At 34.9% G+C, this 23,877-nt stretch carries 22 protein-coding genes; 8 read left to right on the top strand and 14 right to left on the bottom strand.

What is annotated here, in order from left to right; all coding sequences use genetic code 11:
- From ACI6PS_RS09975 to ACI6PS_RS09965, 3 genes are all read left to right on the top strand, one after another.
- The coding region (locus ACI6PS_RS09975; RefSeq protein WP_421012419.1) for an RsmB/NOP family class I SAM-dependent RNA methyltransferase at nt 1-747 on the top strand (747 nt) is incomplete at its 5' end.
- 10 nt (nt 748-757) lie between these two features.
- Entirely contained in the window at nt 758-1,894 is a 1,137-nt protein-coding gene (locus ACI6PS_RS09970) for an endonuclease (RefSeq protein WP_421012418.1), read from the top strand.
- 134 nt (nt 1,895-2,028) lie between these two features.
- Nucleotides 2,029-3,117 carry an endonuclease gene (locus tag ACI6PS_RS09965; protein WP_421012417.1) on the top strand — a complete coding sequence of 363 codons (1,089 nt, stop codon included), beginning with the start codon at nt 2,029-2,031 and terminating at the stop codon, nt 3,115-3,117.
- A 79-nt stretch (nt 3,118-3,196) separates the two neighbouring features.
- On the opposite strand, the gene rho is transcribed toward ACI6PS_RS09965, so the two are convergent.
- Entirely contained in the window at nt 3,197-4,936 is a 1,740-nt protein-coding gene (gene rho, locus ACI6PS_RS09960) for a transcription termination factor Rho (protein ID WP_421012416.1), read from the bottom strand.
- Nucleotides 4,937-5,120: 184 nt separating this feature from the next.
- On the opposite strand from rho, the gene ACI6PS_RS09955 reads away from it, so the two are divergent.
- Entirely contained in the window at nt 5,121-5,534 is a 414-nt protein-coding gene (locus tag ACI6PS_RS09955) for a DUF4293 domain-containing protein (protein ID WP_421012415.1), read from the top strand.
- Nucleotides 5,535-5,613: 79 nt separating this feature from the next.
- On the opposite strand, the gene smpB is transcribed toward ACI6PS_RS09955, so the two are convergent.
- Nucleotides 5,614-6,069 (bottom strand): SsrA-binding protein SmpB, encoded by a 456-nt coding sequence (smpB, locus tag ACI6PS_RS09950; RefSeq protein WP_421012414.1) that lies wholly within the window; start codon nt 6,067-6,069, stop codon nt 5,614-5,616.
- Nucleotides 6,070-6,231: 162 nt separating this feature from the next.
- Between smpB and ACI6PS_RS09945 the strand changes: the two genes are divergently transcribed.
- Nucleotides 6,232-6,468 carry a VF530 family DNA-binding protein gene (locus ACI6PS_RS09945; protein WP_421012413.1) on the top strand — a complete coding sequence of 79 codons (237 nt, stop codon included), beginning with the start codon at nt 6,232-6,234 and terminating at the stop codon, nt 6,466-6,468.
- A 183-nt stretch (nt 6,469-6,651) separates the two neighbouring features.
- Here ACI6PS_RS09945 and ACI6PS_RS09940 read toward each other — a convergent pair whose 3' ends face one another.
- The 7 genes from ACI6PS_RS09940 to ACI6PS_RS09910 all read right to left on the bottom strand — a co-directional run bounded on the left by ACI6PS_RS09940 (nt 6,652) and on the right by ACI6PS_RS09910 (nt 15,944).
- Nucleotides 6,652-7,062, bottom strand: a complete 411-nt coding sequence (locus ACI6PS_RS09940) for a hypothetical protein (RefSeq protein WP_421012412.1) — start codon at nt 7,060-7,062, stop codon at nt 6,652-6,654.
- Nucleotides 7,063-7,113: 51 nt separating this feature from the next.
- Complete coding sequence (locus ACI6PS_RS09935; protein WP_421012411.1) at nt 7,114-7,665, bottom strand: GNAT family N-acetyltransferase; 552 nt, start codon at nt 7,663-7,665, stop codon at nt 7,114-7,116.
- Between the two features lies 1 nt (nt 7,666).
- Nucleotides 7,667-8,515 (bottom strand): aldose 1-epimerase family protein, encoded by an 849-nt coding sequence (locus ACI6PS_RS09930; RefSeq protein WP_421012410.1) that lies wholly within the window; start codon nt 8,513-8,515, stop codon nt 7,667-7,669.
- A gap of 134 nt (nt 8,516-8,649) precedes the next feature.
- Entirely contained in the window at nt 8,650-10,266 is a 1,617-nt protein-coding gene (asnB, locus tag ACI6PS_RS09925; RefSeq protein ID WP_421012409.1) for an asparagine synthase B, read from the bottom strand.
- A 229-nt stretch (nt 10,267-10,495) separates the two neighbouring features.
- Nucleotides 10,496-10,948, bottom strand: a complete 453-nt coding sequence (locus ACI6PS_RS09920; protein WP_421012408.1) for a hypothetical protein — start codon at nt 10,946-10,948, stop codon at nt 10,496-10,498.
- A 145-nt stretch (nt 10,949-11,093) separates the two neighbouring features.
- Nucleotides 11,094-12,893, bottom strand: coding sequence for a TonB-dependent receptor (locus ACI6PS_RS09915; RefSeq protein ID WP_421012407.1), 1,800 nt, complete (start codon nt 12,891-12,893; stop codon nt 11,094-11,096).
- 33 nt (nt 12,894-12,926) lie between these two features.
- Complete coding sequence (locus ACI6PS_RS09910) at nt 12,927-15,944, bottom strand: tetratricopeptide repeat protein (RefSeq protein ID WP_421012406.1); 3,018 nt, start codon at nt 15,942-15,944, stop codon at nt 12,927-12,929.
- A gap of 178 nt (nt 15,945-16,122) precedes the next feature.
- Here ACI6PS_RS09910 and ACI6PS_RS09905 point away from each other — a divergent pair, with 178 nt between their 5' ends.
- Both ACI6PS_RS09905 and ACI6PS_RS09900 read left to right on the top strand, forming a co-directional pair.
- On the top strand, nt 16,123-16,806 hold the full coding sequence (locus tag ACI6PS_RS09905) for a cell division ATP-binding protein FtsE (protein WP_421012405.1): 684 nt from the start codon (nt 16,123-16,125) through the stop codon (nt 16,804-16,806).
- On the top strand, nt 16,806-17,705 hold the full coding sequence (locus ACI6PS_RS09900; RefSeq protein WP_421012404.1) for a glycosyltransferase family 2 protein: 900 nt from the start codon (nt 16,806-16,808) through the stop codon (nt 17,703-17,705). The genes ACI6PS_RS09905 and ACI6PS_RS09900 overlap by 1 nt, the downstream gene beginning before the upstream one ends.
- Here the strand turns inward: ACI6PS_RS09900 and ACI6PS_RS09895 are convergent.
- The 3 genes from ACI6PS_RS09895 to ACI6PS_RS09885 are packed head-to-tail and all read right to left on the bottom strand — an operon-like array spanning nt 17,702 to nt 20,299.
- A complete protein-coding gene (locus ACI6PS_RS09895; RefSeq protein WP_421012403.1) occupies nt 17,702-18,802 on the bottom strand; it encodes a glycosyltransferase family 4 protein in 1,101 nt (366 codons plus the stop codon). The genes ACI6PS_RS09900 and ACI6PS_RS09895 overlap by 4 nt on opposite strands.
- The gene (locus ACI6PS_RS09890) at nt 18,799-19,203 is read right to left on the bottom strand and encodes a sugar 3,4-ketoisomerase (RefSeq protein WP_421012402.1); all 405 of its coding nucleotides are present in this window, start codon (nt 19,201-19,203) and stop codon (nt 18,799-18,801) included. Before ACI6PS_RS09890 ends, ACI6PS_RS09895 begins: the two co-directional genes overlap by 4 nt.
- Nucleotides 19,190-20,299: a glycosyltransferase gene (locus ACI6PS_RS09885; RefSeq protein WP_421012401.1), complete on the bottom strand. Its 1,110-nt coding sequence runs from the start codon at nt 20,297-20,299 to the stop codon at nt 19,190-19,192. Before ACI6PS_RS09885 ends, ACI6PS_RS09890 begins: the two co-directional genes overlap by 14 nt.
- 47 nt (nt 20,300-20,346) lie before the next feature.
- Between ACI6PS_RS09885 and ACI6PS_RS09880 the strand changes: the two genes are divergently transcribed.
- Nucleotides 20,347-21,243 (top strand): glycosyltransferase family 2 protein, encoded by an 897-nt coding sequence (locus tag ACI6PS_RS09880; protein ID WP_421012400.1) that lies wholly within the window; start codon nt 20,347-20,349, stop codon nt 21,241-21,243.
- 76 nt (nt 21,244-21,319) lie between these two features.
- On the opposite strand, the gene ACI6PS_RS09875 is transcribed toward ACI6PS_RS09880, so the two are convergent.
- Together ACI6PS_RS09875 and ACI6PS_RS09870 are read right to left on the bottom strand one after the other, a co-directional pair.
- Nucleotides 21,320-22,384: an acyltransferase family protein gene (locus tag ACI6PS_RS09875; RefSeq protein ID WP_421012399.1), complete on the bottom strand. Its 1,065-nt coding sequence runs from the start codon at nt 22,382-22,384 to the stop codon at nt 21,320-21,322.
- Complete coding sequence (locus ACI6PS_RS09870; protein ID WP_421012398.1) at nt 22,381-23,877, bottom strand: oligosaccharide flippase family protein; 1,497 nt, start codon at nt 23,875-23,877, stop codon at nt 22,381-22,383. The genes ACI6PS_RS09875 and ACI6PS_RS09870 overlap by 4 nt, the downstream gene beginning before the upstream one ends.

Below are 23,877 nucleotides of genomic sequence, written 5' to 3'. Positions count from 1 at the left end.
AATACCTTGAAAACTACTAAGGAAAAACTAAGAGCCATCTTGATGGATTTGGATATCGAAACCGATTATCTAAAAGACCAGCCGGACGCTTTGGTGTTGAAAGAAAGAGCCAATGTATTTTTAACGGATGCTTTTAAGGAAGGTTTCTTTGAGGTGCAAGATGCCAGCTCACAGTTGGTTGCCGCTTTCCTTGACGTAAAACCTGGAATGCGTGTGGTTGATACATGTGCTGGTGCTGGTGGAAAAACATTGCACCTTGCGTCGTTGATGGAAAACAAAGGGCAACTAATCGCAATGGATTTATACGAAAGTAAGCTAAAGCAATTGAAGCTTCGTGCGAAAAGAAACGGTGCTTTTAATATTGAATACCGAATTATCGATTCGACGAAAGTCATCAAAAAATTACAAGAAAAAGCAGATAGAGTCTTGATTGACGCACCTTGTAGCGGTTTAGGAGTCTTAAAAAGAAATCCTGATGCAAAATGGAAACTGCAACCGGAATTTATAGACAACATCCGAAAAGTTCAAGCTGAAGTCTTGGAAAGCTATTCAAGGATTGTAAAGCCTGGAGGAAAATTGGTTTATGCTACTTGTTCAGTATTACCATCAGAAAATCAAGAACAAGTTAAACATTTCCTAACCACCGAGAACGGCAAGAACTTTACCTTTGCAAAAGATGTCAAAATCTTAGCTTCGGAATCTGGTTTTGATGGATTCTATATGGCATTATTAGAGAGAAAAGCATAAATTTTATGATATGAAGAAGAATTACTCCTTATTTCTATTGTTGTTTACAATGATAGGTTTTGCACAAGCCCCTGCGAATTATTACAATAACGCAACGGGAACTGGCTATGCATTAAAAACGCAGTTGAAAACTATTATCACTAATGGTCATAACGATCAAGGTTATAATAGCTTATGGAATCTATATACCCATACTTCATTTAGAGATAATTATTATGAAAATGATGGTTCTTTATTAGATCTTTATTCTGAAAATCCAACAAGCACAGATCCATATAACTATACGAGTACATCCGACCAATGCGGTCAATATTCAGGAGAAGGTGATTGCTACAACAGAGAGCATTTGGTTCCACAGTCCTATTTTGATGAATACCAAATCAATCCGATGAAAAATGATCCTTTTCATGTTTTTCCTTCTGATGGGAAAGTGAATGGTGATCGAAACAATTTAGGTTTTGGAATTGTAGGTAATGCCAATTACACATCTCAAAACGGTTCAAAAAGAGGGCCAATGGCTTCCACACCTTATTCCAATTTTACAGGGGTTGTATTTGAGCCAATCGATGAATTTAAAGGAGATGTGGCAAGAGCATATTTTTATTTTGCAACACGATATGAGAATTTAATGGGGAATTTCTATAATGCCGCAAACTCTAATACATGCCAAGCAAAAAACATGTTTGACGGTTCTAACAACAAAGTCTTCTCGGATGATTTTATTCTGATTTTGATTAAATGGCATAAGCAAGACCCAGTATCTGCCTCAGAAATTGCTAAGAACAATAGAATTTATACCTACCAAGGAAATAGAAATCCTTATATTGACAATCCTGATTATGTTTGTAATATCTGGTCAACACAGTGTGCTACGGTAGAAGCCCTTCTGGAAACTACAGAATTTGATTATTTTGCATCTGTGAAAGTATTTCCAAATCCGACTACTACTAACAGAATCAACATTCAAAGCGAAACTGTCCTAGATGAAATTCAATTGATTAATGTAAGTGGTCAAATCATTCAACAGGTTAACAAGCCTGCTTTTAACAATAATACTTTTACATTGGACAACTTATCGCAAGGTTTTTATTTTCTTAAATTAAGTTCTGGTAACCAATCGATAACTAAAAAAATAATTGTGAATTAATTTTTTCCAATTACAATTAGTCAAAAGCCAAAGCGTAATGCTTTGGCTTTTTTTATTACAAACAATTTAGCAAATGTTAAATAATTTCCACCAATGAAATAATCGCATACATTTGTCGTCCTTAAAATTTAAAAATGAAGAAAATAATTACTCTCGTTAACTTGTTTGTTGTAGTTGCGGGTTTTGCTCAAGCGGGTGCCCCAGCTGCTCCTTATTACAATAACTTTAATTGGAATCAGACTGGTACAAGCTTAAAAAATGCTTTGGCCACTAAGATTTCCTCAACACATACCAACAAATTAAGTTATTCGGAAATATGGAATGCTTCAAAAATTACCGACTTAGATCCTTCGAACACAAATAATGTGTTACTGCTTTATGGTTGGGAAAACGGAACAGATAATGACCAAACAAATGACATCTCAAGAAATAAAAACAGTAATGGAGGAAGCAATGGCGAATGGAATAGAGAACATGTTTATGCAAAAAGCTTAGGAACACCGGCCTTAGATGATGGAGGAGCTAGTGACGCAGGAGAAGATGCACATCATTTGAGAGCATCAGATGTACAGCGTAATAATAGCCGAGGAAGTTTGCGCTTCGGTAACGGGAGTGGAAACTCAGGAACTGTTACAGGTGGCTGGTATCCTGGAGATGAATGGAAAGGAGATGTGGCAAGAATGATGATGTATATGTATCTAAGATATGGTGATCAATGTTTACCAAAAAATGTAGGTGCGGCTGGTTTACCAACAGTTACAACCGATACCAATATGATACAATTATTTCTTCAATGGAATGCTGATGATCCGGTTTCCCCTTATGAAGATGCTCGAAATACCTATCATGGAAGCAATGCCACATATGCACAAAGAAATCGAAATCCGTTTATTGACAATCCTTACCTGGCGACTGTTATCTGGGGCGGTCCTGTTGCAGAAAACCGTTGGCCAAACGTATTCTTGTCTACCGAAGATTTTGTAGCATTATCAAATGTTATCGTGTATCCAAATCCATCAAACAACCACAGAATCAATATTCAAAGTGAAGTTGTTTTGGATGAAATTCAATTGATTAACGTTAATGGACAATTGATTCAGAAGATCAGCAAACCTGTTGCTCAGGATAACAATTACAGCTTAACTGATTTGCCACAAGGCTTCTATTTGTTGCGATTATCATCAGAAAATCAATCCATCACTAAAAAAGTAATTGTGAATTAATTCTCAAAAAACTTTGTATAAATAAAAAATCCGATGAAACTTATCATCGGATTTTTTTATGTTCATAGATTTGTAATGCTTAATCGTTCATCGAAATCAAAAACTCTTCATTGTTTCTGGTTTTCTTGAAACGGTCGTTGATGAAATCCATCGCCTCCACCGGATTCATATCCGAAAGATATTTTCTCATGATCCACATTCTCTGTAAGGTTTTCTCATCCAATAACAGATCGTCTCTTCTTGTGCTTGATGAAGTAAGATCAACAGATGGGAAGATACGCTTGTTCGCAATTTTTCTATCCAGCTGCAGCTCCATATTACCTGTTCCTTTGAATTCCTCAAAGATAACCTCGTCCATTTTAGAACCAGTTTCTGTTAATGCTGTTGCGATAATACTCAACGAACCACCATTCTCAACATTTCTTGCAGCACCGAAGAATCTTTTTGGTTTTTGAAGCGCATTAGCATCAACACCACCGCTCAAAACTTTTCCTGAAGCAGGCTGAACCGTATTGTAAGCCCTAGCCAAACGGGTAATGGAATCCAAAAGAATCACAACATCGTGTCCACATTCTACCAAACGTTTTGCTTTTTCCAAAACAATATTGGCAATTTTCACGTGCTCTTGCGGTTCTCTGTCAAAAGTCGAAGCAATCACTTCTCCCCTAACACTTCTTTGCATATCGGTAACCTCTTCTGGACGCTCATCAATCAAAAGGACAATCAAATACACTTCTGGATGATTGGCGGCAATTGCATTAGCAATATCCTTCAAAAGCATCGTTTTACCTGTTTTTGGCTGCGCGACAATCATACCACGTTGTCCTTTACCAATTGGAGAAAACAAGTCGATGATTCGGGTTGAAATTGTGCTTTGCTTTTCAGCCAATCTGAATTTTTCTGAAGGAAAAACAGGAGTCAGGTGTTCAAATGAAATCCTATCGCGGACCACCTGGGGATCGTGTCCGTTTATTTTTAAAACCCGTACCAAAGGAAAAAACTTCTCTCCTTCTTTTGGAGGGCGAACCACTCCTTTTACAGTATCTCCGGTTTTTAAGCCGAATAATCTAACTTGTGAGTTTGATAAGTAAATATCATCTGGCGAAGCCAAATAATTATAATCCGAAGAACGTAGGAAACCATATCCGTCCGGCATCATTTCAAGTACGCCTTCACTTTCTATAATTCCATCAAATTCAAAATCGGCATCGCGGAAATTATTGTTTTTTCCTTTGAAATTTGGATTCTGGTTACCGTTTGGTGCCTGATTCCCATTTTGATTTTGCTTTTGATTGCTTTGTTTTTGATTTGGATTCTGCTTCTGATTTTGATTCTGTGGCTTTTGAATCTTTGGTTCCTGAGGTGTAACCTTTTCAGCAGCTGTAGTATTTTCTTCCGATTTGTTTTCAGCAGTAACTTCTACTTTTTCTTTCTGGATGGCGTTGCTAACCTTGTTTTCGTATTTTGCTTTATTGAACTTGATTACTTTTCGTTCAGTTGGAGCTTCTTGTTCTGTTGCTTTAACCTCTTCTGTAGGAACTTCTTGAGGTTCTTTACTTTCTGGTTTGGAAAATAAATCAGATTCTGCTGCAACTGGAACTTTTTTATTTGGAGCAATTCTGACTCTTTTAGATTTTGAATTGTCTTCGGTAACAGTGGTATTTTCTTTTTCTGCAACTTCTGTTGAAGTTGCTTGGCGTTCTAAAATTTGAGAAATTAAGGTCTCTTTTTTAACGCCTGTAGCTTTTAAATTAGCCAATTTAGCTATTTCCTGAAGCTCAGAAAGCTTCATTTCTTTTAATACAGAAATATCAAACATGTAGTTTATTTGAATTAATTAATGAGGAAGGTTGTTGTGAGATACGTAGTGCAATTTTTTTGTCTGCCAATCCCTCAAAGAATGAAGTACTTAAGGATTTGCTATGCAATATTACGAATAAAATTTAATCATACAATAGTATTTCTAAAAAAGAAAATATATTTTTGTGGAAGAAAAGAAACAGATGTTACAAAGAGTACAAACCATTTATTTGCTGATTGCACTGGTTATCACTGGCGTTTTGCCATTCGTTTTTCCATTGTGGACAATGAGTGATAAAAAGGATTTCTTTTTTATGTTTGACATTAAATATGCTACTGCTTTTGGTTTGAGCACCATGTTATCGTTAGTGAGTATCATCTCCTTCAAAAAGAGACAAAATCAATTTGTTATGGGCAGATTGAACATCATATTGAATTTAATTTTATTAGGATTATTTGTTTATCGTTCTCTAAATTTATCTGGAGAAGCCGTTACGGTTTCTGAGAAAGGTATTGGAATGTTCCTCCCGATTGTTGCTATCGTTTTTTTGGTCTTGGCCAATAAAGCCATCAAGAAGGATGAAGATCTCGTAAAATCTGTAGATCGATTGAGATAAACCTATAAACTTAGTTTATTAGTGCGAAGAAAAATCCCGACGAAAGTTGGGATTTTTTTTGTTTAAAAAAGTATCGGGATTATTTGTATTCCTTCTTGATTCTATCCAAATCACGCTTGGTATCCTGCTCCTTCAACGATTCTCTCTTATCGTATGTCTTCTTACCGCGTGCCAAACCAATTTCCAGTTTTGCCATTCCTTTTTCATTTGTAAAAAGTCGTAGGGGAACAATCGTTAAACCTTTTGCCTGAACGCTTCTTGCCAAACCTTTAAGTTCTCTTTTGTTCAAAAGCAATTTCCTTTCGCTTCGGGATTTATGATTGAACTGGTTCCCAAAAGCATATTCCTCAATATAGGTATTGATGGCAAAAAGCTCGTTATTGCTGAATTCACAGAAACTTTCCGTAATATTTGCCTTCCCCATTCGGATGGATTTTATTTCGGTTCCTGCCAAAACGATTCCGGCAGTATAGGTTTCGATTATTTCATAATCAAATCGGGCTCTTTTATTGAGTATGTTGACAGTTTTTAGCATAGGAGTGCAAATGTAATGACTAATTCTTAAATCTCCATTTTGAATAGAAAAAATACTTATTTAAAAATTTAAGAAACTATTTTTTTGCCTTATTTCATCAAAAATTAAAACTGTGAAATAAATGAAAAAGTTTTTTGGTTTTGAATTCACTACCTTTGTGTTATGGAAAATGAGCATAAAAACAATCCGCTTCACGGTATTACGCTTCAAAAAATGTTGGAGCAATTGGTTACTTTTTACGGCTTTGATACTTTGGGAGAATTAATAAAAATTAAATGTTTTACAGATAATCCCAGCATCAAATCTAGTTTGACATTTTTAAGAAAAACCGATTGGGCAAGAGCAAAGGTTGAAGATTTATATATCCGTACGCTTCCGAAGTTTCCCAAAAACCAATAGACACTCCCCTAGCCCCGACTTAAGGGAAAATCCTTTTCCTTTTTTCTTTAAAAGGAAAATATTTGGAAAAAAGGCGGGAATATGGATTCCAAACTCCCAAGCCTTTCGCTCTATAAATTTAAGCTTGTATTTTTTTTAAATAAAAAATCCCGGGATTTCCGGGATTTTCTTGATTAACTTTTTTTATTCTACAGTAACCGTATGTGTTAGGAAAACCTCATTTGTTATTGCAAATTTTAGTTTGTAAACCCCAGCCGTAGCTACTTTAAATTTATAGGGCTCTGTAGCAATAGAAAGTACATTATCACAATTGCATACATCATAAGTTACGAGCACGCCTATCTTTTTTTCGGTAGCGTTTACTGTTTGGTTATTGAATGCATAGAAATCGCCACATGTAGATGCAATCTTATAAGAAACTGTCAATGTTATTTCTTCATTTACAGCAGCCTCTGTTGGCCCTGTAACTTCTAATGTGGATGCTCCAATTACCTGAGAACAGTTTTGTTCTTTACCATCGTCTAAAGAACAGCTTGTGAATGTTCCTAAAACGAACAAAATACCTAATACATTTTTAATTAATCTAGTTTTCATAACTTTTATTTGAATTATATCTATGAGATGCAAACTAACGAAAAAGGTTGCTTACTTTTTATTTAAAATGCAATAAATTACCGAGTCCCAAAACTTGCCATCATAAAACTCGTTTTCCTTGAAATGGGCCTCTTTAACGAAGTTACATTTTTGAAGTACTCTTTCTGAAGCAATATTGTCTGGATCAATCACAGCTTCAATCGAATGCAGTTTCATTTCGTCAAATGCATATTGCACCAATCTCTGAATGGATTCTGTAACAATTCCCTTTCCTTGAAATTCGGGCAGGATCATATACCCAATTTCTGCACGATAATTTTCGGGTTGGATTCTGTAAAACCCAGTAATTCCAATTAATTTTGGATTTCCTTTAAGTGTTATTGCCCAGTTGATTCCCGTATTGTTTTCGATTGCATTGTCAATCATCTTATAATGCTCTAAGGCATCATCGGTATTTTTCAGCAATGGTCTAGGAATATACTTCATTGTTTCAGGATTTGACCTGAGTTCTAGAATTTCATTGACATCGGCTTCAGTTACTCTTCTGAACAACAATCGATCTGTTTCAAGAGTCGGGTAAGGTTTGAAATTGATTTCTAGCATTTTATTTAATTTCTATAGAAAACTCACAATCAAAGACATTATCAGCTTCTAATAGCAATATACCTTCTTTTTCAGCGAGTTTTCCTGAATTCTTATTGGTGTCAGAATAGCCAAACCATGGCTCGATACAAATGAACGGAGCATTTACTTTGGTCCAGATTCCAAGATTTGGAAAATCCTTACATTCAACTTTCAATATTGGTTTTGAATTTTCGTTTATTGTAATGGATTTAGAATTAATGTGCTTGAATACCAATGCATCTCTTTCAAAAAGTTCATATTTCAATGGTAATTCATGGTCCTTCAAAGAAATACTTTCTGTTCGATTTGAAAGCAAATCATTTTCGAGTAAAAAGTAACTAAGTTCATTATCGTCATTGAACGAAAGCGAATAATTATCGAAACGTTTTGGTAGCGCAAATGCAGGGTGTGCTCCTATCGAAAATGGCATTTCTTTTTTATCCTTATTGAAAACTTTGTAGTGTAGCGTCAGTTTTTGACCCTCCAAAGTATAAATCAGCAGAAGCTCGAATGTGAAAGGATAATTTTTCAAAGTTTCCTCAGAAGCTTCAAGTGAAAAAGTTACACTGTTTTCAGATTCTTCCTTAATATTAAATTCCATATCTCTCGCAAAACCATGTCTTGAAAGCGAATATGTTTCTTCTAAATATTGAAACTGATTTTCTTTTAAAGTCCCAACAATAGGAAATAAAATGGGTGAATGCTTTCCCCAAAATTCAGGATTTCCCTCCCAGATGTATTCGCGATTATTGCTTTTAAAAGAAATAAGTTCAGCTCCTTTTGTATTGATAGTAGCTGTACAAAATTCATTCTTGATGATTACATTCAAAATAATTGCTGTTTAATTTTGGTAAAATTATAAAATTATTCATGTATAGGCTGTATTCTCTGGCAAAAACAATTAAAAAAAAGCGTTGACTTCTCAACGCTTTTACTACAAACAAACTATATATAAACAACAAACTATACTATGATATTTGATTTGGCAATTTCTGTATCCGCCTGAACGTGTGCGGCATTTGCTCTTCCGCTCGGATCTAAATTTTCTTGCCATTTTGGAATCCATTTTCTAACCGTTTGCGCGGCACTTACTTGTGGATAATATTTATGAAAGATGTCTCTATAAAAATAAGCTTCCTTGGTTGTTGGCGTATTGTATGGAAAACGCTCTTTTGCTTGATCCATCTGCAAATCGCTAACTTGGCTCGAACAATATTCAATCAATTGATCAATCCAGTTGTAGCCTACTCCATCTGAAAATTGTTCTTTCTGACGCCATAAAACTTCGTCTGGCAAATAAGGCGTCTCTGGCGTGTCGAATGCTTTTCTTAAGATATACTTTTCAATTCCTTTGTATGTCTTCGGTTGCTTTTCTTCTGCTTTTATGAGCATCGCAACATCTAAGAATTTTTTATCTAGAAATGGAACTCTGGCTTCCAAGCCATGTGCCATTGTGGATTTATCAGCTCTCAATAAATCCGCTGTGAATAATTTTTGGACTCTTTCGATGGTTTCTTTTTGGAAATCCTCTGTTGACGGTGCGTTTCTAAAATACAAGTAGCCTCCAAATATTTCATCGGCTCCTTCACCTGAAAGCACTACTTTTATTCCCATATCTGTAATCGCTTTAGAAAGGAAATACATTGGCGTACTTGCCCTCACCGAAGTCACATCATAGGTTTCCAAATGCCAGATCAATTTGCTAAGAATTTCAATTCCTTGCTCTATGGTGAAATGAATTTCATGATGTTCGGTTCCTAAAAATTCGGCTACTTTTCTTGCTGCTTTTGCATCTGGAGCATCAGCATCCAAACCTATAGAAAATGAATTTAATTTTTTTCCTTTTTCTGCCAATAATCTTGCTGCTATTGAAGAAGTCAATGAAGAATCCAAACCACCGGATAATAATACTCCGATTGGCACATCACTCATTAATCTTTTTCTTGTCGCTTCCGTAAGTGTTTCTCTAATCAATGACAAATCAAGTTCCTGAGTAGCTTTCTTATAATCCTCGTATTCAGGTTTGTAGTACTTCACAAAACCAGTTTTCGGAGTGTAATAGTGTCCCGGAGGAAATGTCGAAAAAGTCTTGCATTGGTCAGTTATTGGTTTCATTTCAGAAGCAAAATATACCCTCCCTCTTTCGTCAAGTCCATAATACAAAGGCTTCACTCCCATTGGATCACGTCCTGCTATAAAATCATCGCCATCAACTACTACGAAGGCAAAATCACCATCCAGTTTGTTCAGGAAATCATAGCCAAATTCTTCATACAGATGCACAATAACTTCAGAATCTGATTTGGTCTTAAAAGTATGATGCTTTAAAATCCCATCTCTCAATTCCTGATGATTGTAAATCTCTCCATTATGAACCATGTAAGCAGTCTTTGTCCCTTTTATAGGTTGCTTACCCGAATGCAAATCAATGATTGATAAACGCTCGTGGCTCAATATATGTCCATTTTCTGTAATATGTATATCACTTTCATCAGGTCCTCTGTGGGACATTCTTTTTGAAAGTGCTTTTACTAATTGCTCGTCTTTTCCTTTTCCGATGATGGCTAATATTCCGCACATAACTTAACTGTAAATTTTATTTTAATGTATAAAGCAAATATTGCAATTATATTTATACATTAAAACAAATATTTGATTTTTAGTTTCAATTTAAAACTACAAATCAAATATTACAATAAATTACAAAAACAAAAGCATCCAAAATAGATGTTTTGGTTATAGATTATAAAAGATCGTCTAAATGTGATGTGTGTAAAATTTCGCAAAGAAAAATATAAATTCATTGAATTTATGAAACAATTTGTTTAATCTGATAATTTAAAGTGTTAATGGAAAAAGAATAGTCAACTTCTTGGCCTAACATTTTGATTGCCAAAGGCGATTGAGGTGAAATCCCAAAAATTGTCATTCCATCAATGGTAATTTTTGAAAGAGCTACGCTTATTAGAAAGTAATTTTCATTGGCTTGAACCAAACTTCCAACATTTACCTTATCCGAAATTCTATTAAAATCAATGCTTGAAAACTGGCTTTTGCTTTGAAGAAATTCTTGAAGTTTATAATTGAGTTTTTCCTGTTCGATGTGCATCATAGACAAGGCTGTTTCGTGCTTGTCTCCAGCCGAACCTTTTGCATCATTCTTTGAATCTTCGGTCAAAGCCGAAATCATATCTTGAAAAGCATCAATCTTATCTTGAATTTGCTGATGGTAATGGGCTACTACTTTTTCTTTAAAGGTCATTCTTGAAATTATTATGGCCACGGATTCACAGATTTTAAAAAATTGATTGTATACATCCAAAATTCGTGAATCTGTGGCTAAAAAACGAAAGCCACGAAGGACTAAAAATACCTTGTGACTTCACGTTATTTGTTTATGTTTTTATTTAAAAATCGAATTTATAACTTGCTCCCAACATCAATTGAAATTGCTGCACTGGATAATTCAACCATTTTTCGTATGCCTGATTCGCAATATTATTGGCTTTTAAAAATGCAGTCAATCGCTCGTTGTGCTTGTAACCTAAATTCAGATTTGCATCAAAATAACCGTCCAAAGTTCTGGTACCATCCGTTCCGATAGCTCCCGAAGAATGATCAAATTGGAAATCCATCCTTTCACCTACGAAAAAAACATTTGCTCCAGCAAACCATTTTTTTGTGATGTTCACGTCCAAGCTTGTTCCCAATTTAATCTGTGGCAAATTCCAAGCTTCTTCCTGTAAATCATTATTATAAGTAGCAAAAGTTCCGTTGATTCCGACTGCAACATTTTTAGAAAAATCGGCTTTTAATTCTCCGAAAAAGCTAATTGTCTTCATGTTATCGTATACCACATTAAAGGAATTTCCGTAAGCATAATTCTCATTATCGATATTTTCAGAATAATCATTGCTTAAAAATAGCGCCCTGTTTTTCTCACTCAAATAAGAACCGCGAACATTGTAGCTTACCGCATTTGATAATTTCCCTTTCAAACCTACATAAATATCATATTGTGTATCCGTTGGAGCAATGAAAAGATTTGGAGAAACAAACGGATTGATGTTGGTAAAATCTCTATACGAATTTTGCTTCAAACCCCCTTCCGCTCCAGCATAAGCAATCATCAAATCGCCCACAACTTTATAGGAAGCAGTTACAGTTGGATAAAAGAAAAAGTCGCTGTCAGAACCTGAATCAACATTGTTTACAACATTTTTAAGAGTGGAAAGATATACAAACTCAACACCCAAATTCAAAGTCAAATCGTCCTGTAAAATTTGGAAATTAGGATTTGCTCCCAAAACCAAATAAGAATGTTCGTTTCCAAAAACTGGCGTTGCAGGATTATCTACATCCGGAAAAGCCTTGTCAAATTTTGTACTCAAATAATCTGCCGTGAAATTAGCCGTAATTGCTTTGTCAGAAATATCAAATTTCAAAGACGGCTTGATGAAAAACCTGTTTTCTTCCGAACCATAAGCATCCCAGAATCGGTTGTATTTGAAACTTCCTTCGTTAAAAAAACTATCGTTTGCCTTCACTTTTCCGCCAAGGTAGAAATTATGATAGGTTTGCTGAGGATTGATTCCGTTGATTAAGGCATTTTGGTCGGCTTCCGATAAAGTATATCCAAATAATTCAGGCAAACCATACCAATTATACACTTGATGCTGATAACCCATATCAGCATTCCAAGATAGATTTTGCTGTTTGCTACCGTACGTTAAATCCAACGACGTGTCATAGAACTTATCATCAAGCCTCACTCCTTTTATATTTCCCTGAGTAGATTGATGGCGAAGCATTCCGGCAACATAGTCTGTATTGCTGATGTTTTCTGTAATAAAAAGTTCCGCATTTGCAGAAGCGTAACTTCCAAAACCTAACGTCAAGTAGTTTTTGTACAAGCGTTCCTGGGCTGTTTTATCCACGGAAGCTGCTCTTCCCTTAGATGGCGTAAAAGTTGAAGCAACTGGAAAAGAGAAGATTGTATATTGTATTTCCTCCTTTTTAGTAGTTTCCTCATCGTCCAGAACCGGTGTTTCTTTTACCTTGAATGCATCCGAAATCGTCGGTGCATACGGCTTTACAACATTTACAACTTCGGTTCCTATATTTTCGTCTTTCTTTTGGGCAAATGTGGTTTGCAAACCTGCCAAAAGCAAGATAAACGTAATTTTATATTGAGCTTTATAAGTCATTTTGTTCGGATTGAAAATTAAAATAATTGCTTATTAGTTTTGGATAGACGAATTGGTTTTTGCTTCTTCCGCTTTGATAAGTGCCAATTCTTTCTGGGCTTCCTCAATAACATCTGGATAGTCCTTGAAGTTCTTGATTACATTGTCCAGAATATAGGTTGCATTAAAACTGTCCTTTAGTCCGTAGAAATTTTTTGCCATTAGAACCAAAGCTTTGGCACCAAAATATTTATATCCTGAATAATCTTTCGTCAGTTTTTGAACCGCTTTATTTGAGTCTTCAAATTTTCCATCTTTGTTTTTGAAATAAGCATCATAGTACAATGCTTCTGCCGCCAATTCTCCTTTTGCAATGGTCAGCAATTTGGCATAAGCCGTTCTGATTTTTGCCTCATCATTGGTCTTCACCGCAGAACGTGCTACGATTATTTGGGCATCACTTCGCACTTTGTCATCCGTTTTTGGATTTGCTAATACTTTTTCTGCTGAAACTACAGCATTTGCAAAATCGGCCTTATCGTAATAGGCTTTCATCAAATTAGCTTGTGCGAAAGTGACGTTCTGAGGATAATCTGCTTCCGCTTCCAATCGTTGTAAAACTGGAATTGCCTTATCGTAATTTTTAGCTTTCAGATGAATTTGTGATAATCGAACCAAAGCCTGCTCTGTAAATTCATTTCGTTGCTTTGCCGTCACAAATTCATAATTTGGAATTGCATTATTTTCCAATCCATCTGCATAATAAAGTTGTCCCAGATAGAAATTTGCTTTCAATGAATGAATACCGTTCGGGAAAGAAGCAATGTAGCCTGTAAAACCAGAAATGGCTTGTTTTTTATTATTCTGCAAGTATTGCTTTTCAGCCGCTTCATAGGTATCATTATCCAACTCAGCATCAGTTACTTCAACGAAATCGAGGGTTTTTACCCAACTTGCATATTCGCTTACTTTTCCGCTATCCACATAAATCAATCGTGCTGTAGACACAGCTTCGAGTGCTTCGGGAGTATTTGGATAATCTGACGCTACCTTTTTAAACTTTACCAAAGCCTGCTCTGATTTATCAGCATTATAATACACCAAACCTTGACGCAAAATAGCTTTTGATGAATAACTTCCATTTTTATATTCCGAAAGCAACTTATCATAGGTTTGAACCGCACTTTCCGTTTTATTTTCGGCAACATAAGTGTTCCCAAGTTCAAAATAGGCATCATCCCTATATTGCGATTTTGGGAAAGCTTGAACAAACTTTGTCAAATCATCGATTTTCTTGTCGTTTCTGGCAACAAATCCATAACTAATGGCCTTTTGAAAAGCGGCATAGTCTGAATCGACACCTTTTAAATCGATCGCTTTATTGTAGGCCTCCATTGCTGGCCAATACTTTGTGGTTACAAAATAACTGTCGCCCAAACGCAAATAGGCGTCGTTCAAACGTACTTTATCGGTTTTATTCTCAGCAATAAAGCTTTGAAAATTAGTGATCGCTTGGTCGTATTCTTTTAACTTGAAATATGCATACGCCAAATTGTAATGGAAATTCTTGTTCTCAGGCGTATTTTTAGCTTCAGCATAACCTGCAAATTGTTTGAAGCTCAACAATGATTCGCTGAAATTGTCCAAAACATATTCCGTTTCTCCTTTCCAGAAAGTAGCTCTTGCGGTAAATTTTGGATCTCTTGGTTCTGCAATTGATTTTTTGAACATCGCCAAAGCATCTTGATAATTTCCGTCGGTATACAATTCCAAACCTCTATAAAAAGTAACTTTTTGATAGGCTTGCTTGTTCGCGAAACTTTTATTTTTCTCCAATAAAACCAACGCTTCCTTGTAATTTTTAGAAGTGATGTAGGAATTAATCAACAACGTTTCTACTTCCGTTTTGTTTGGATTTGATGGATATTTTTCGATAAAAGCACTCAAAACACTTGGAATACTCTGATACGAATTTCCAATTTCATAACTCAATTTAGCATAGTTGAAATAAGCGTCTTCTTGGATTTTCAAATCAAATTCCATTTCCGAAGCTGTTTTGAAAGCATTCAAAGCCTGTTGCTTTCTATCCGTTTTCAGATAACTTTCTCCCAAATGATAATAGGCATTTTGAGCCACAGAATCCTTACCGTCAATTATCTTGTTGAATTGTGCAATAGCATTTTCATAATCTTTCTGTTGGTAATAGGCATATCCCAAAATATAAAAATCGGTATTGTTCCACTTCCCTTTTTTGCCTTTGTATTCTGCTAAATACGGAATTGCTTTATCGTATTGCTTCAAGTTGAAATAACTTTCTCCGATAATTTTATTCAATTCTGATTTTTCCTGAGCATTTGATTGTTTCATAGCTTTCAAGCCCAAATCAATTGCTTCCTGAAATTTTCCAAGCTTGAAATTCATATCGGCTTGAAAATAAGACATTTTTTCCTTGTACTTTTCCTCACCCGAAACCTGATCGAATTGCTTGGTTGCCTCTTTATAATCATCCGCTTCATACGCCATAAAACCTAAATAATACTTGGCTTGAGAACCATATTCTTGGGAATTGGCAACCTTGTTAAAATAAGTTGTTGCCTGTTTTTTATCCTTTGCAGTAAAGAAAACATATCCCTTTTGGAAGTTGTATTTTTCAACATCGTCATTACTCAGCGTACTTTCGTCAACCTTGTCAAACCATTCCAACGACTGTGGATATTGACCTTGTTCAAAATAGAAATGCGCCACTTCAATATAGGCCTGATTCTGCTTTGAACTCGTTGGATAATTATGAACGAAATCTTCCATCAATTTATCCGCTCCTTGCTGGTTGAGGCGGATGGCACAATTGGCGATATAGTAGGCACAATCGGCTTGTACTTCCTGACTGTGGTTTTGCTGTCTGATTTCCTCAAAAATGATTTGGGCCGACAAATACTGTTTGTCTTTATAAAGCTCTATGGCTCTGTTGTAGTCTCTTAAGTCGTGGGTATAAATTTCTGATTTCTGGGCAGAAACGGTGGTTGAAATTCCGGCAGTAAAAAGCGGGAATAATATCCAGGAGTATTTACGCATCGTGGTTAGTTTTAAAATTCAAATATATCAAATTCCTACTGGTATAACGAATCTTTTTGGGGTTTGTTGCCCAAGTTTTTAACGTTTTGGTGTTAGTAAAATGTTAAAAGAACTTCCTCAAAATTTATTTTGAATACCAGCGTTATCTTATTACTTTTACAGCAAAACAAATTCTATTATGACGCAACCGGTACTTTTTTTAAGAAATGTAAACATCTACCAAGAAAAAAATATGATCTTATCCAATGTTAACCTTGAAGTTAACCAAGGAGAGTTCATTTATATCATTGGAAAAACCGGATCCGGAAAAAGTAGTTTTATGAAAACGCTTTATGCCGATTTGCCTTTGACAGAAGGTCAGGCAAGCATTGTAGATTTTGATTTGGCTACTTTAAAAGAGAAAAACATTCCGTATTTGAGAAGAAAAATTGGTATTGTTTTTCAAGATTTCAAACTGCTTCCAGACCGTAGCGTGAACGAAAATATGCTGTTTGTTTTGAGAGCAACCGGATGGAAAGACGCCCAGGAAATGCAATTGAAGATTGACGAAGTTTTGGAAAAGGTAGACATGAAAAACTTTTCTAAAAAAATGCCTCATCAATTGTCAGGTGGTGAACAACAGCGTATTGCCATTGCAAGAGCTTTGTTGAACGATCCGGAACTTATTCTAGCCGATGAACCAACCGGAAATCTTGACCCTCAAACGAGTTCGGAAGTAATGAATGTTTTGAGAAAAATCAACGAAAATGGGAAAACCGTTATCATGGCGACGCACGATTATGCGGTTCTTTTGAAATTCCCTTCTAAGACTTTGAAATGCGAGAATGGGACTATTTTTGAGGTAGTTCAGAGAACGGTGTAATGCTTTCCATACTTATTCCAACATACAACTACAATACTTTTCCTCTAGTTAAAGAATTATTCAATCAATGCAAGAAATCAAAAATTGAATATGAAATTATTGTTTTGGATGATGGATCAGAAAACAGCGAAATCAGAATTAATAATTTAAAAATAAACACATTAGATAATTGCAACTTCGAGGTTAATAAGTTTAATTTAGGCAGAGGTCCAAATTTAAACAAGTTGGTTTCTAAAGCAAAACATCCGTGGGTTTTGATTATGGATTGCGATACTTTTCCGAGCGATCCTTTTTTTATCAAAAAATATTTAGAGGCAATTTCAACAACCAAAGCGAAAGTAGTATTTGGAGGCATCAGTTATAAGAGCGAAAAGCCTGCAGATGATGAACTTTTGAGATGGGTTTATGGAAAAAAGAGGGAAAGTATTCCTTTAGAAGCACGAAAAAAACATCCCTACAATCATGTTTTAACTTCAAACATCTTAATTCAGAAAGAATTAATTGAAGAAATTCCTTTTCCAGATTATATAAAAACCTATGGTTATGAGGATTTGATTCTTGTTTTAGAATTTAAAAAGAATAACATCGAAATCGAGCATATTTCCAATCCTTCTTTGCATCTGAATCTAGAAAAATCATCTGTTTTTTTAAACAAATGCAATATTGCTTTAGGGAATTTAAAATATTTGTTGGACTCCAAGATTATTGAAAATGAGGCCACTTCGCTTTCAAAGCTTTACAATTCTTTACAAAAGATGAGCGTGCTTTTTTTAGTTTCTTTTTTCTTTAAAATTTCAAAGAAACAAATCATCAAAAATCTCGTTTCAAAAAAACCTTCGCTCCTTTTATTTGATTTTTACAAGTTGGGCTATTTTAACGACTTGAACAAAATGATTTAGTGCTTTTTTTGAACCGATTCAAATAGCAATTTCCATTTGTTCATAATTGGCTCCAGCTTGTATTGCTGTATCTTTTTTGTTCCGTTTTTCCCTAACTCTTTTCTTAGATTTACATCGTTCATAAGCTCCAATAATTTTTGGATAAACAATTTCTCATCTCCATCTTTTATCAGAAAACCATCAACCGAATTCGTTATAATGGACCGTGGTCCAACTGGACAATCGTATGCAATTATTGGAAGTCCGCACGCCATTGCCTCTAACAAAACCATCGGAAAACCTTCGGTTCTTGAAGTCATTGCATATATCGATGCCTGCTCGTATTGCTCTAAAATTTCAAGAACTGGCAAATGGAAATTGACATTCTGTTCTATTTTCAACTCTTTCGCCATTTCAAACAATTCTATTTGTCCGCTTGAATCCCCATAGATATCCAACTCCCAATCGGGATGTACTTTTACAACTTCTTTCCAAATCTTCAAAAGCCTGTCCAATCCTTTTTCATAGGAATGTCTTGCCACTGCAATTACTTTTTTGGTTTCTAAGAAATTATCTTTAGTGCTTTCAATCCAGATCGGATTCGGAATTACAACCCCATCTTTGACCTCCCATTCGGATAAATTTTCTTTGGAAAGTGCTATAAATAAATCAAATCTTTTGGCACCGGCTTTTTTTATGGCATCTGAAAATTTAAAACCAATCCTTTGAAAAATGCCGTTTGCTTTTTTCTCTTTATTAAATCGCGAACCGTGCGCTTCGAAAATAATGGGAATTTTAGTTTTCAATAAAAATGGAATCAAATAAGCCTTGAATCCATTGTCGGAAACAACAATACGATCCGGTTTGATTGCATCTATTTTTTCTTGGAGATGTTTTCTGAATTGAAAAAAGAACTTAATTTTTTGTTGGCTGTACTGAATATCTTCTATTACGACATTTTTATTAAATTCATAAAACAGTGGCGCGTTTCCATTGTTTTGCGTGAGTATTGTAATTTCATAATTCCAATTTTCAATGCAGTAATCAGACTTTACAGACAGCACTCTGGCCACTCCACCTGCATTATTGATTTTTGGAACTATGTAAAGTATTCTCATTTTTTTGATGCTAAAAATTCATCATAATCACGGATATAGTCGGCCTCATCAAAAATGTCTTCGGCAATAACCAGACAAACCGCCCCCGAAGAAAAATTCTCCAATTCCCTCCATAAGCCTGTCGGGATATGCAAACCTATATTGGGCTTGTTGAGCAGGAAGCTTTTTTTAGTAGTTCCGTCATCTACAATAACTTCAAAGCTACCGCTCAAAGATATTATAAGTTCATTTTGTAGTATGTGTGAATGACCACCCCTAGCAGAAGTACTTGGAACATCAAAAAGATAATAAACTCTCTTGAAGCTAAACGGAATATATTCTTCCTGAATAAAAGCTAAGTTACCTCTAGAATCCTCCACTACAGGAAGGTTTATTAATTGTATGTTGTTAATGTTTGTCATTTTTTTTAATGTTTTGTTGCAAGAAATCGAGCCACTGCTTTCCTATAATTTCTACTGAAAATTTCTGAACACTATTGGTCGAATTTTGCTTGCAAGTCTGATATAATTCTTGGTCTTCAATCATTGCATTCATCGCTTCTGTAAGCTTTTCTATATTTTGATCTTCCACCAGAAGTCCATTTTTTTTGTGCTGGATAATTTCGTTTGGCCCTGTAAAACAATCAAACGAAACAACTGGAGTTCCAGTTGCAAGGCTTTCGATTAAAACATTAGGAAAACCTTCGTTCCTACTGGACAAAACTGAAAAAAAAGCCTTCTTTTGATAAGGATGTGGATTTTCCTGATAGCCTTTAAAAATTACGCTGTCAACCATTTGTTTTTCTTGAACCAGTTGCACTAGCTCTTCCATCAAAATTCCTTCGCCTAAGATAAGTAATTTAATATTTTTTGCTACTAAAATCGAGTTTGAATAGGCCTCAATGAGCTTGTCAAATTGCTTCACATCATCATTCATTCGGCCAACCGCTACAATATAATTATTTTCTTGTGGAACGAATTGCTCACTCAAAAGCTTTATCTTTTCAAAATCAAAAGGATTGTGAATGGTTTTCACAAAATTGCTAAGTCTGAATTTTATAGCATTTTCAACACCTTTACTAACCGCTATAAATTTTGAATTTCGATAAATCAATCGGGCTAAAAAATTATTCTTGGGAATGTAATATTCAATAATACCGCTATGAATAGTATAGATTTTCGGACAATTATACGCTAAATGAGCAATAAGTAATTCATTGATAGGGTTGACTCTATATCGAAAATCAATCACACAATCAAATTGTTTTTTTCGCATGTACTTTCGTAACAGAAAAACCTTGTTTACTTTATCCAAAATAGTAACATTTGGCATTTTTCCCAAATTATATAATTCACCCGCGAAAGTATAAGTTACCCGATCATAAAGAACAATATTGTGCACCTCAATTCCGATTGCTGTAAAAATTTCCGACAGGATAGCATGCCCTTTTTCGGCACCGCCTCCAGCCAGACAATCTCCAACCAATGCAATTTTATAGCTACTATTTTTTTTATCCATCAGGGAACACTATTTTCGTAACAAATATAGACTTCTTAACTGAATTTATGCATAACAATCCCCTAGTAACTGTTGTCTGCCTGTGCTATAACCATGGAAAATTTATTGTGGAAGCATTGGATTCTGTCCTAAATCAAACCTATAAAAATATAGAGTTGATTATTGTGGACGATTGCAGTACAGACAATTCAGTACAAGTGATTGAAGAATGGCGTTTACGACATCCAGAAATTCCTTTCATAGCCAATAAAGTAAATTTAGGCAACACAAAATCATTCAATCAAGCATTGAAACTAATTAAAGGCGATTATATTATTGATTTGGCTGCCGATGATTACCTCGTTGAAAACTGTGTGGAATTACAACTTCATAAATTCAAGACTAGCCAGTATTCCAATTTAGGGATTGTTTACGGAAATGTAGAATTAGTAGATGAAAATGATGAGCATATTGCCTATTTTTTTAGCGTTGACGAAAACAAAAAAAGAATAAAACCTGAACCGATTGGAGACATCTATATTGGACTTTTGAATCTGGAAAACAATGTGTGCTCGGTATCCTCTATGGTAAAAAGAGAACTATACGACAGGTTCAACGGGTATAATGAAAATCTTGCATATGAGGATTATGATTTTTGGCTGAAATCGGCTAGGCTTTATAATTTTGATTTTATCGATTATGTTCTCGTCAAAAAACGTGAACTCAAAAGCTCACTGACTGCACTCAGAATTAAAAAACTCAATAAAAAAACCAGACATTTTAATTTTTCTTCCTATCAAATACTCCTGAATGCTTTGAAATTAAACCAATCAAAAGTTGAAAACAAAGCAATGTTAAAGCGGATTCATTATGAAATGTGGATTTGTTTGAAAACTATTGATCCGATATTGCTGATGCGGTATGTTTTTTTGGAAATTAAGATTAGAGTGATGCTCTTGAAATAAATCGAATTTTATATTACAATAAATATTTTAGAGGCTTTAATTATACAAGACTTCAAAAAAGAAATTTGCTTCTAATTTAATGCACATTTTTTCTGAAAAAGAGATTAAAAGGCTTCTCTACAAACTGGTACAATCCTATTGCAATTAAGTTCAATGACAAAAAGAGAAAAAGATAATTATCTGCTATCTTGGCCATTAAATTGGCAAAGATGCCAATGTGTATCAGGTAAAACACATAAGAGCTTTTTCCTAAAAGTAAAAAAAGTCTGGTGCTTAAAATTGTTGAAATTAACGTCTTTTCATATATAAGACCATAAAAAAGAGGTACTATTCCGAGAATTGGAATTAAAATATTAATGATAATTGTTTCTGTAGTTTTCAGCATTTCGTGGTTAATCGAATATTTCAGAACCGATAATAGGTACAGTCCTGCGATAATTCCGATGGTGCCCAATAGTGTAAAATATTTAAACCTAACATCATAATTGTCTTTCTTTTTTATAAAAAGTGCCAATGTAATCCCCACAAAAAACTCACTAATTCTTCCAAAAAAAGTATAGTCGAACATAAAAGACTCACTCCCCATGAAGCCATGGAAATTTATTCCTTTAAAGATATGAACCAAAATTAAGCCCAGCAGGCCAAAGAAAATTGGAATTACCAGAAGAGCTAATTTGCTTCTTTTTATAAATAAGAAAAAAAGAGGTGCAAAAAGATAAAACATCTCCTCTACTGTTAGTGTCCAACCTTGGGCGATACCACTAAACTTTAAATCATCAAAAAAACCTCTTAAAAAAGTAATATTTAAAAGATAATTTTCAACGCTTGCAGGGTTTTCGCTATACATGAATCCAAATAGAAAAACTACAGAAGTTAGCATAAAATACATGGGATATATTCGGGCAAACCGTTTGATCAAATAGGATTTAAAGTTAAAACTAGACTCGTCATAATAACGATGTGCAATCAAAAAACCACTCAAAACAAAAAAAACCGTAACACCTATATGGAACTGTTCGAAAAAACCATATAAACTTCCGTTAAACATTGTTTTCGAGAAAGGGTTGGTATGATGGATGTAAACCATATAGGCCGCCACAGCTCTGATACCGGTTAAGGCAGGAAAATTATTCTTGCTCATCTCCTAAATTTTTCTTTAAACTTTAAGTAATAAGACAGAATTCCAATCCTTTTATCCAGTTCCCTATAAGAGAAAACAATAGAAATACAAGTTAAAATACCTAGTGGAATATAGGCATAAGGATATTCCAAAAGGAAGACTGCCACACAGGCAAGTATTCCCATTACTACGGATTTCATTATTATGTATAGCGTTTCTTTTCTTATACTGAATTCAAATTTTTTCTGTACTATGTTGAGAACGTAAAAGCCATATAGCGTATAATGGATGACCATTGCAAGGCCAATTCCTATCAAACCCCAAAGATGATAGAGCAGAATTGTAAATGCTACATTCATAAAATCGCCCAAAAGTTCTTGTTTAAAGTAAAGTTTGTTTTCGCCTTTTGCAAGAATAATGTAAGCCAAAGGCCAAACAATTGCCTTGATGATAATGGCTAATAGTGCCACTTTTAGAATGAAAATAACCGGCAGGAATTCTTTGGTATACAAAACTCTAATGATAATTGGAGCTAAAAAATAAAATACCAGAATGCATGGCGTTATAAGCAACATCGCAATTTCTATCTGGTCGTTTACAAGTTCCCTCATTTTTTTAGCATCGTTTTGAACAGACGTTAGCCTTGGATAGAAATCGGCTCCCATGGCACTGAAAATCATTCCGACATAAGAAATCAAGAGAACAGAACTCACCACATACAAACCCAACACTTCTTGATCATTAGCCCTCAATTGAAAATACAGCTTGATGATATAATTGCAAATTTGCCCAAAAATAACATTGATGGAAAGTAGGAATCCGAGTTTTATCAGATCTTTTCCTTTTTCAAAAGTTTCAGAGAGCGATAAACTGATTTTTTGGGTGGTGATTTTTCTGGAATAATACCAATTGACTAAAAAATTCAAAACAGCGGTCAACAGAATAACTGGAATGATACCGTCCATTCGGAAGAAATAATAGATGGGAATGGAAATCAATGTTACTAAAATGGAAAATACCACACTGGAAATGGCAATTGCCTTCATGGATCTAGTTCCTTGCAAAATGGCCAACTTGTTAGTCGCTTGGCTTGAAAATATAAAATTTACCGACAAGATGATGAACCAAATATAATGTTCGGAAGTACCAAAAGTCCACTGGCTTAAAATTTTTGAAAATACAATGGTCAAGAAAACCCCAAACAAACCGACTGCCAACGACCATCTTTTGAGTACGAGCAAGCTTTCGGCAAATTTCTGATCGTCCTGATGGGAATAGGCAATGGAAACCTGCCTTACGCCGCTTATATTGATTCCAAAACCCGTAACAGCCGTAATGATTCCGATTGTATTATTGAGAAGCCCTGCAACACCAACACCAATGGGACCGAGAAAAACAGCTATAAATTTTGAACCAACCACACCTATGAGTATTTTCAAAACTTGTGAAAATCCAAATAGGCCTGTGGCCTTCAAGATGGTTTTATGTGAGTTTTCCTGTCCTGTTTCTTGCAT

It is taken from the genome of Flavobacterium sp. PLA-1-15 (genome assembly GCF_049060005.1).
Lineage (GTDB): Bacteria > Bacteroidota > Bacteroidia > Flavobacteriales > Flavobacteriaceae > Flavobacterium.
This window is presented reverse-complemented; position numbering and strand designations above follow the sequence as displayed.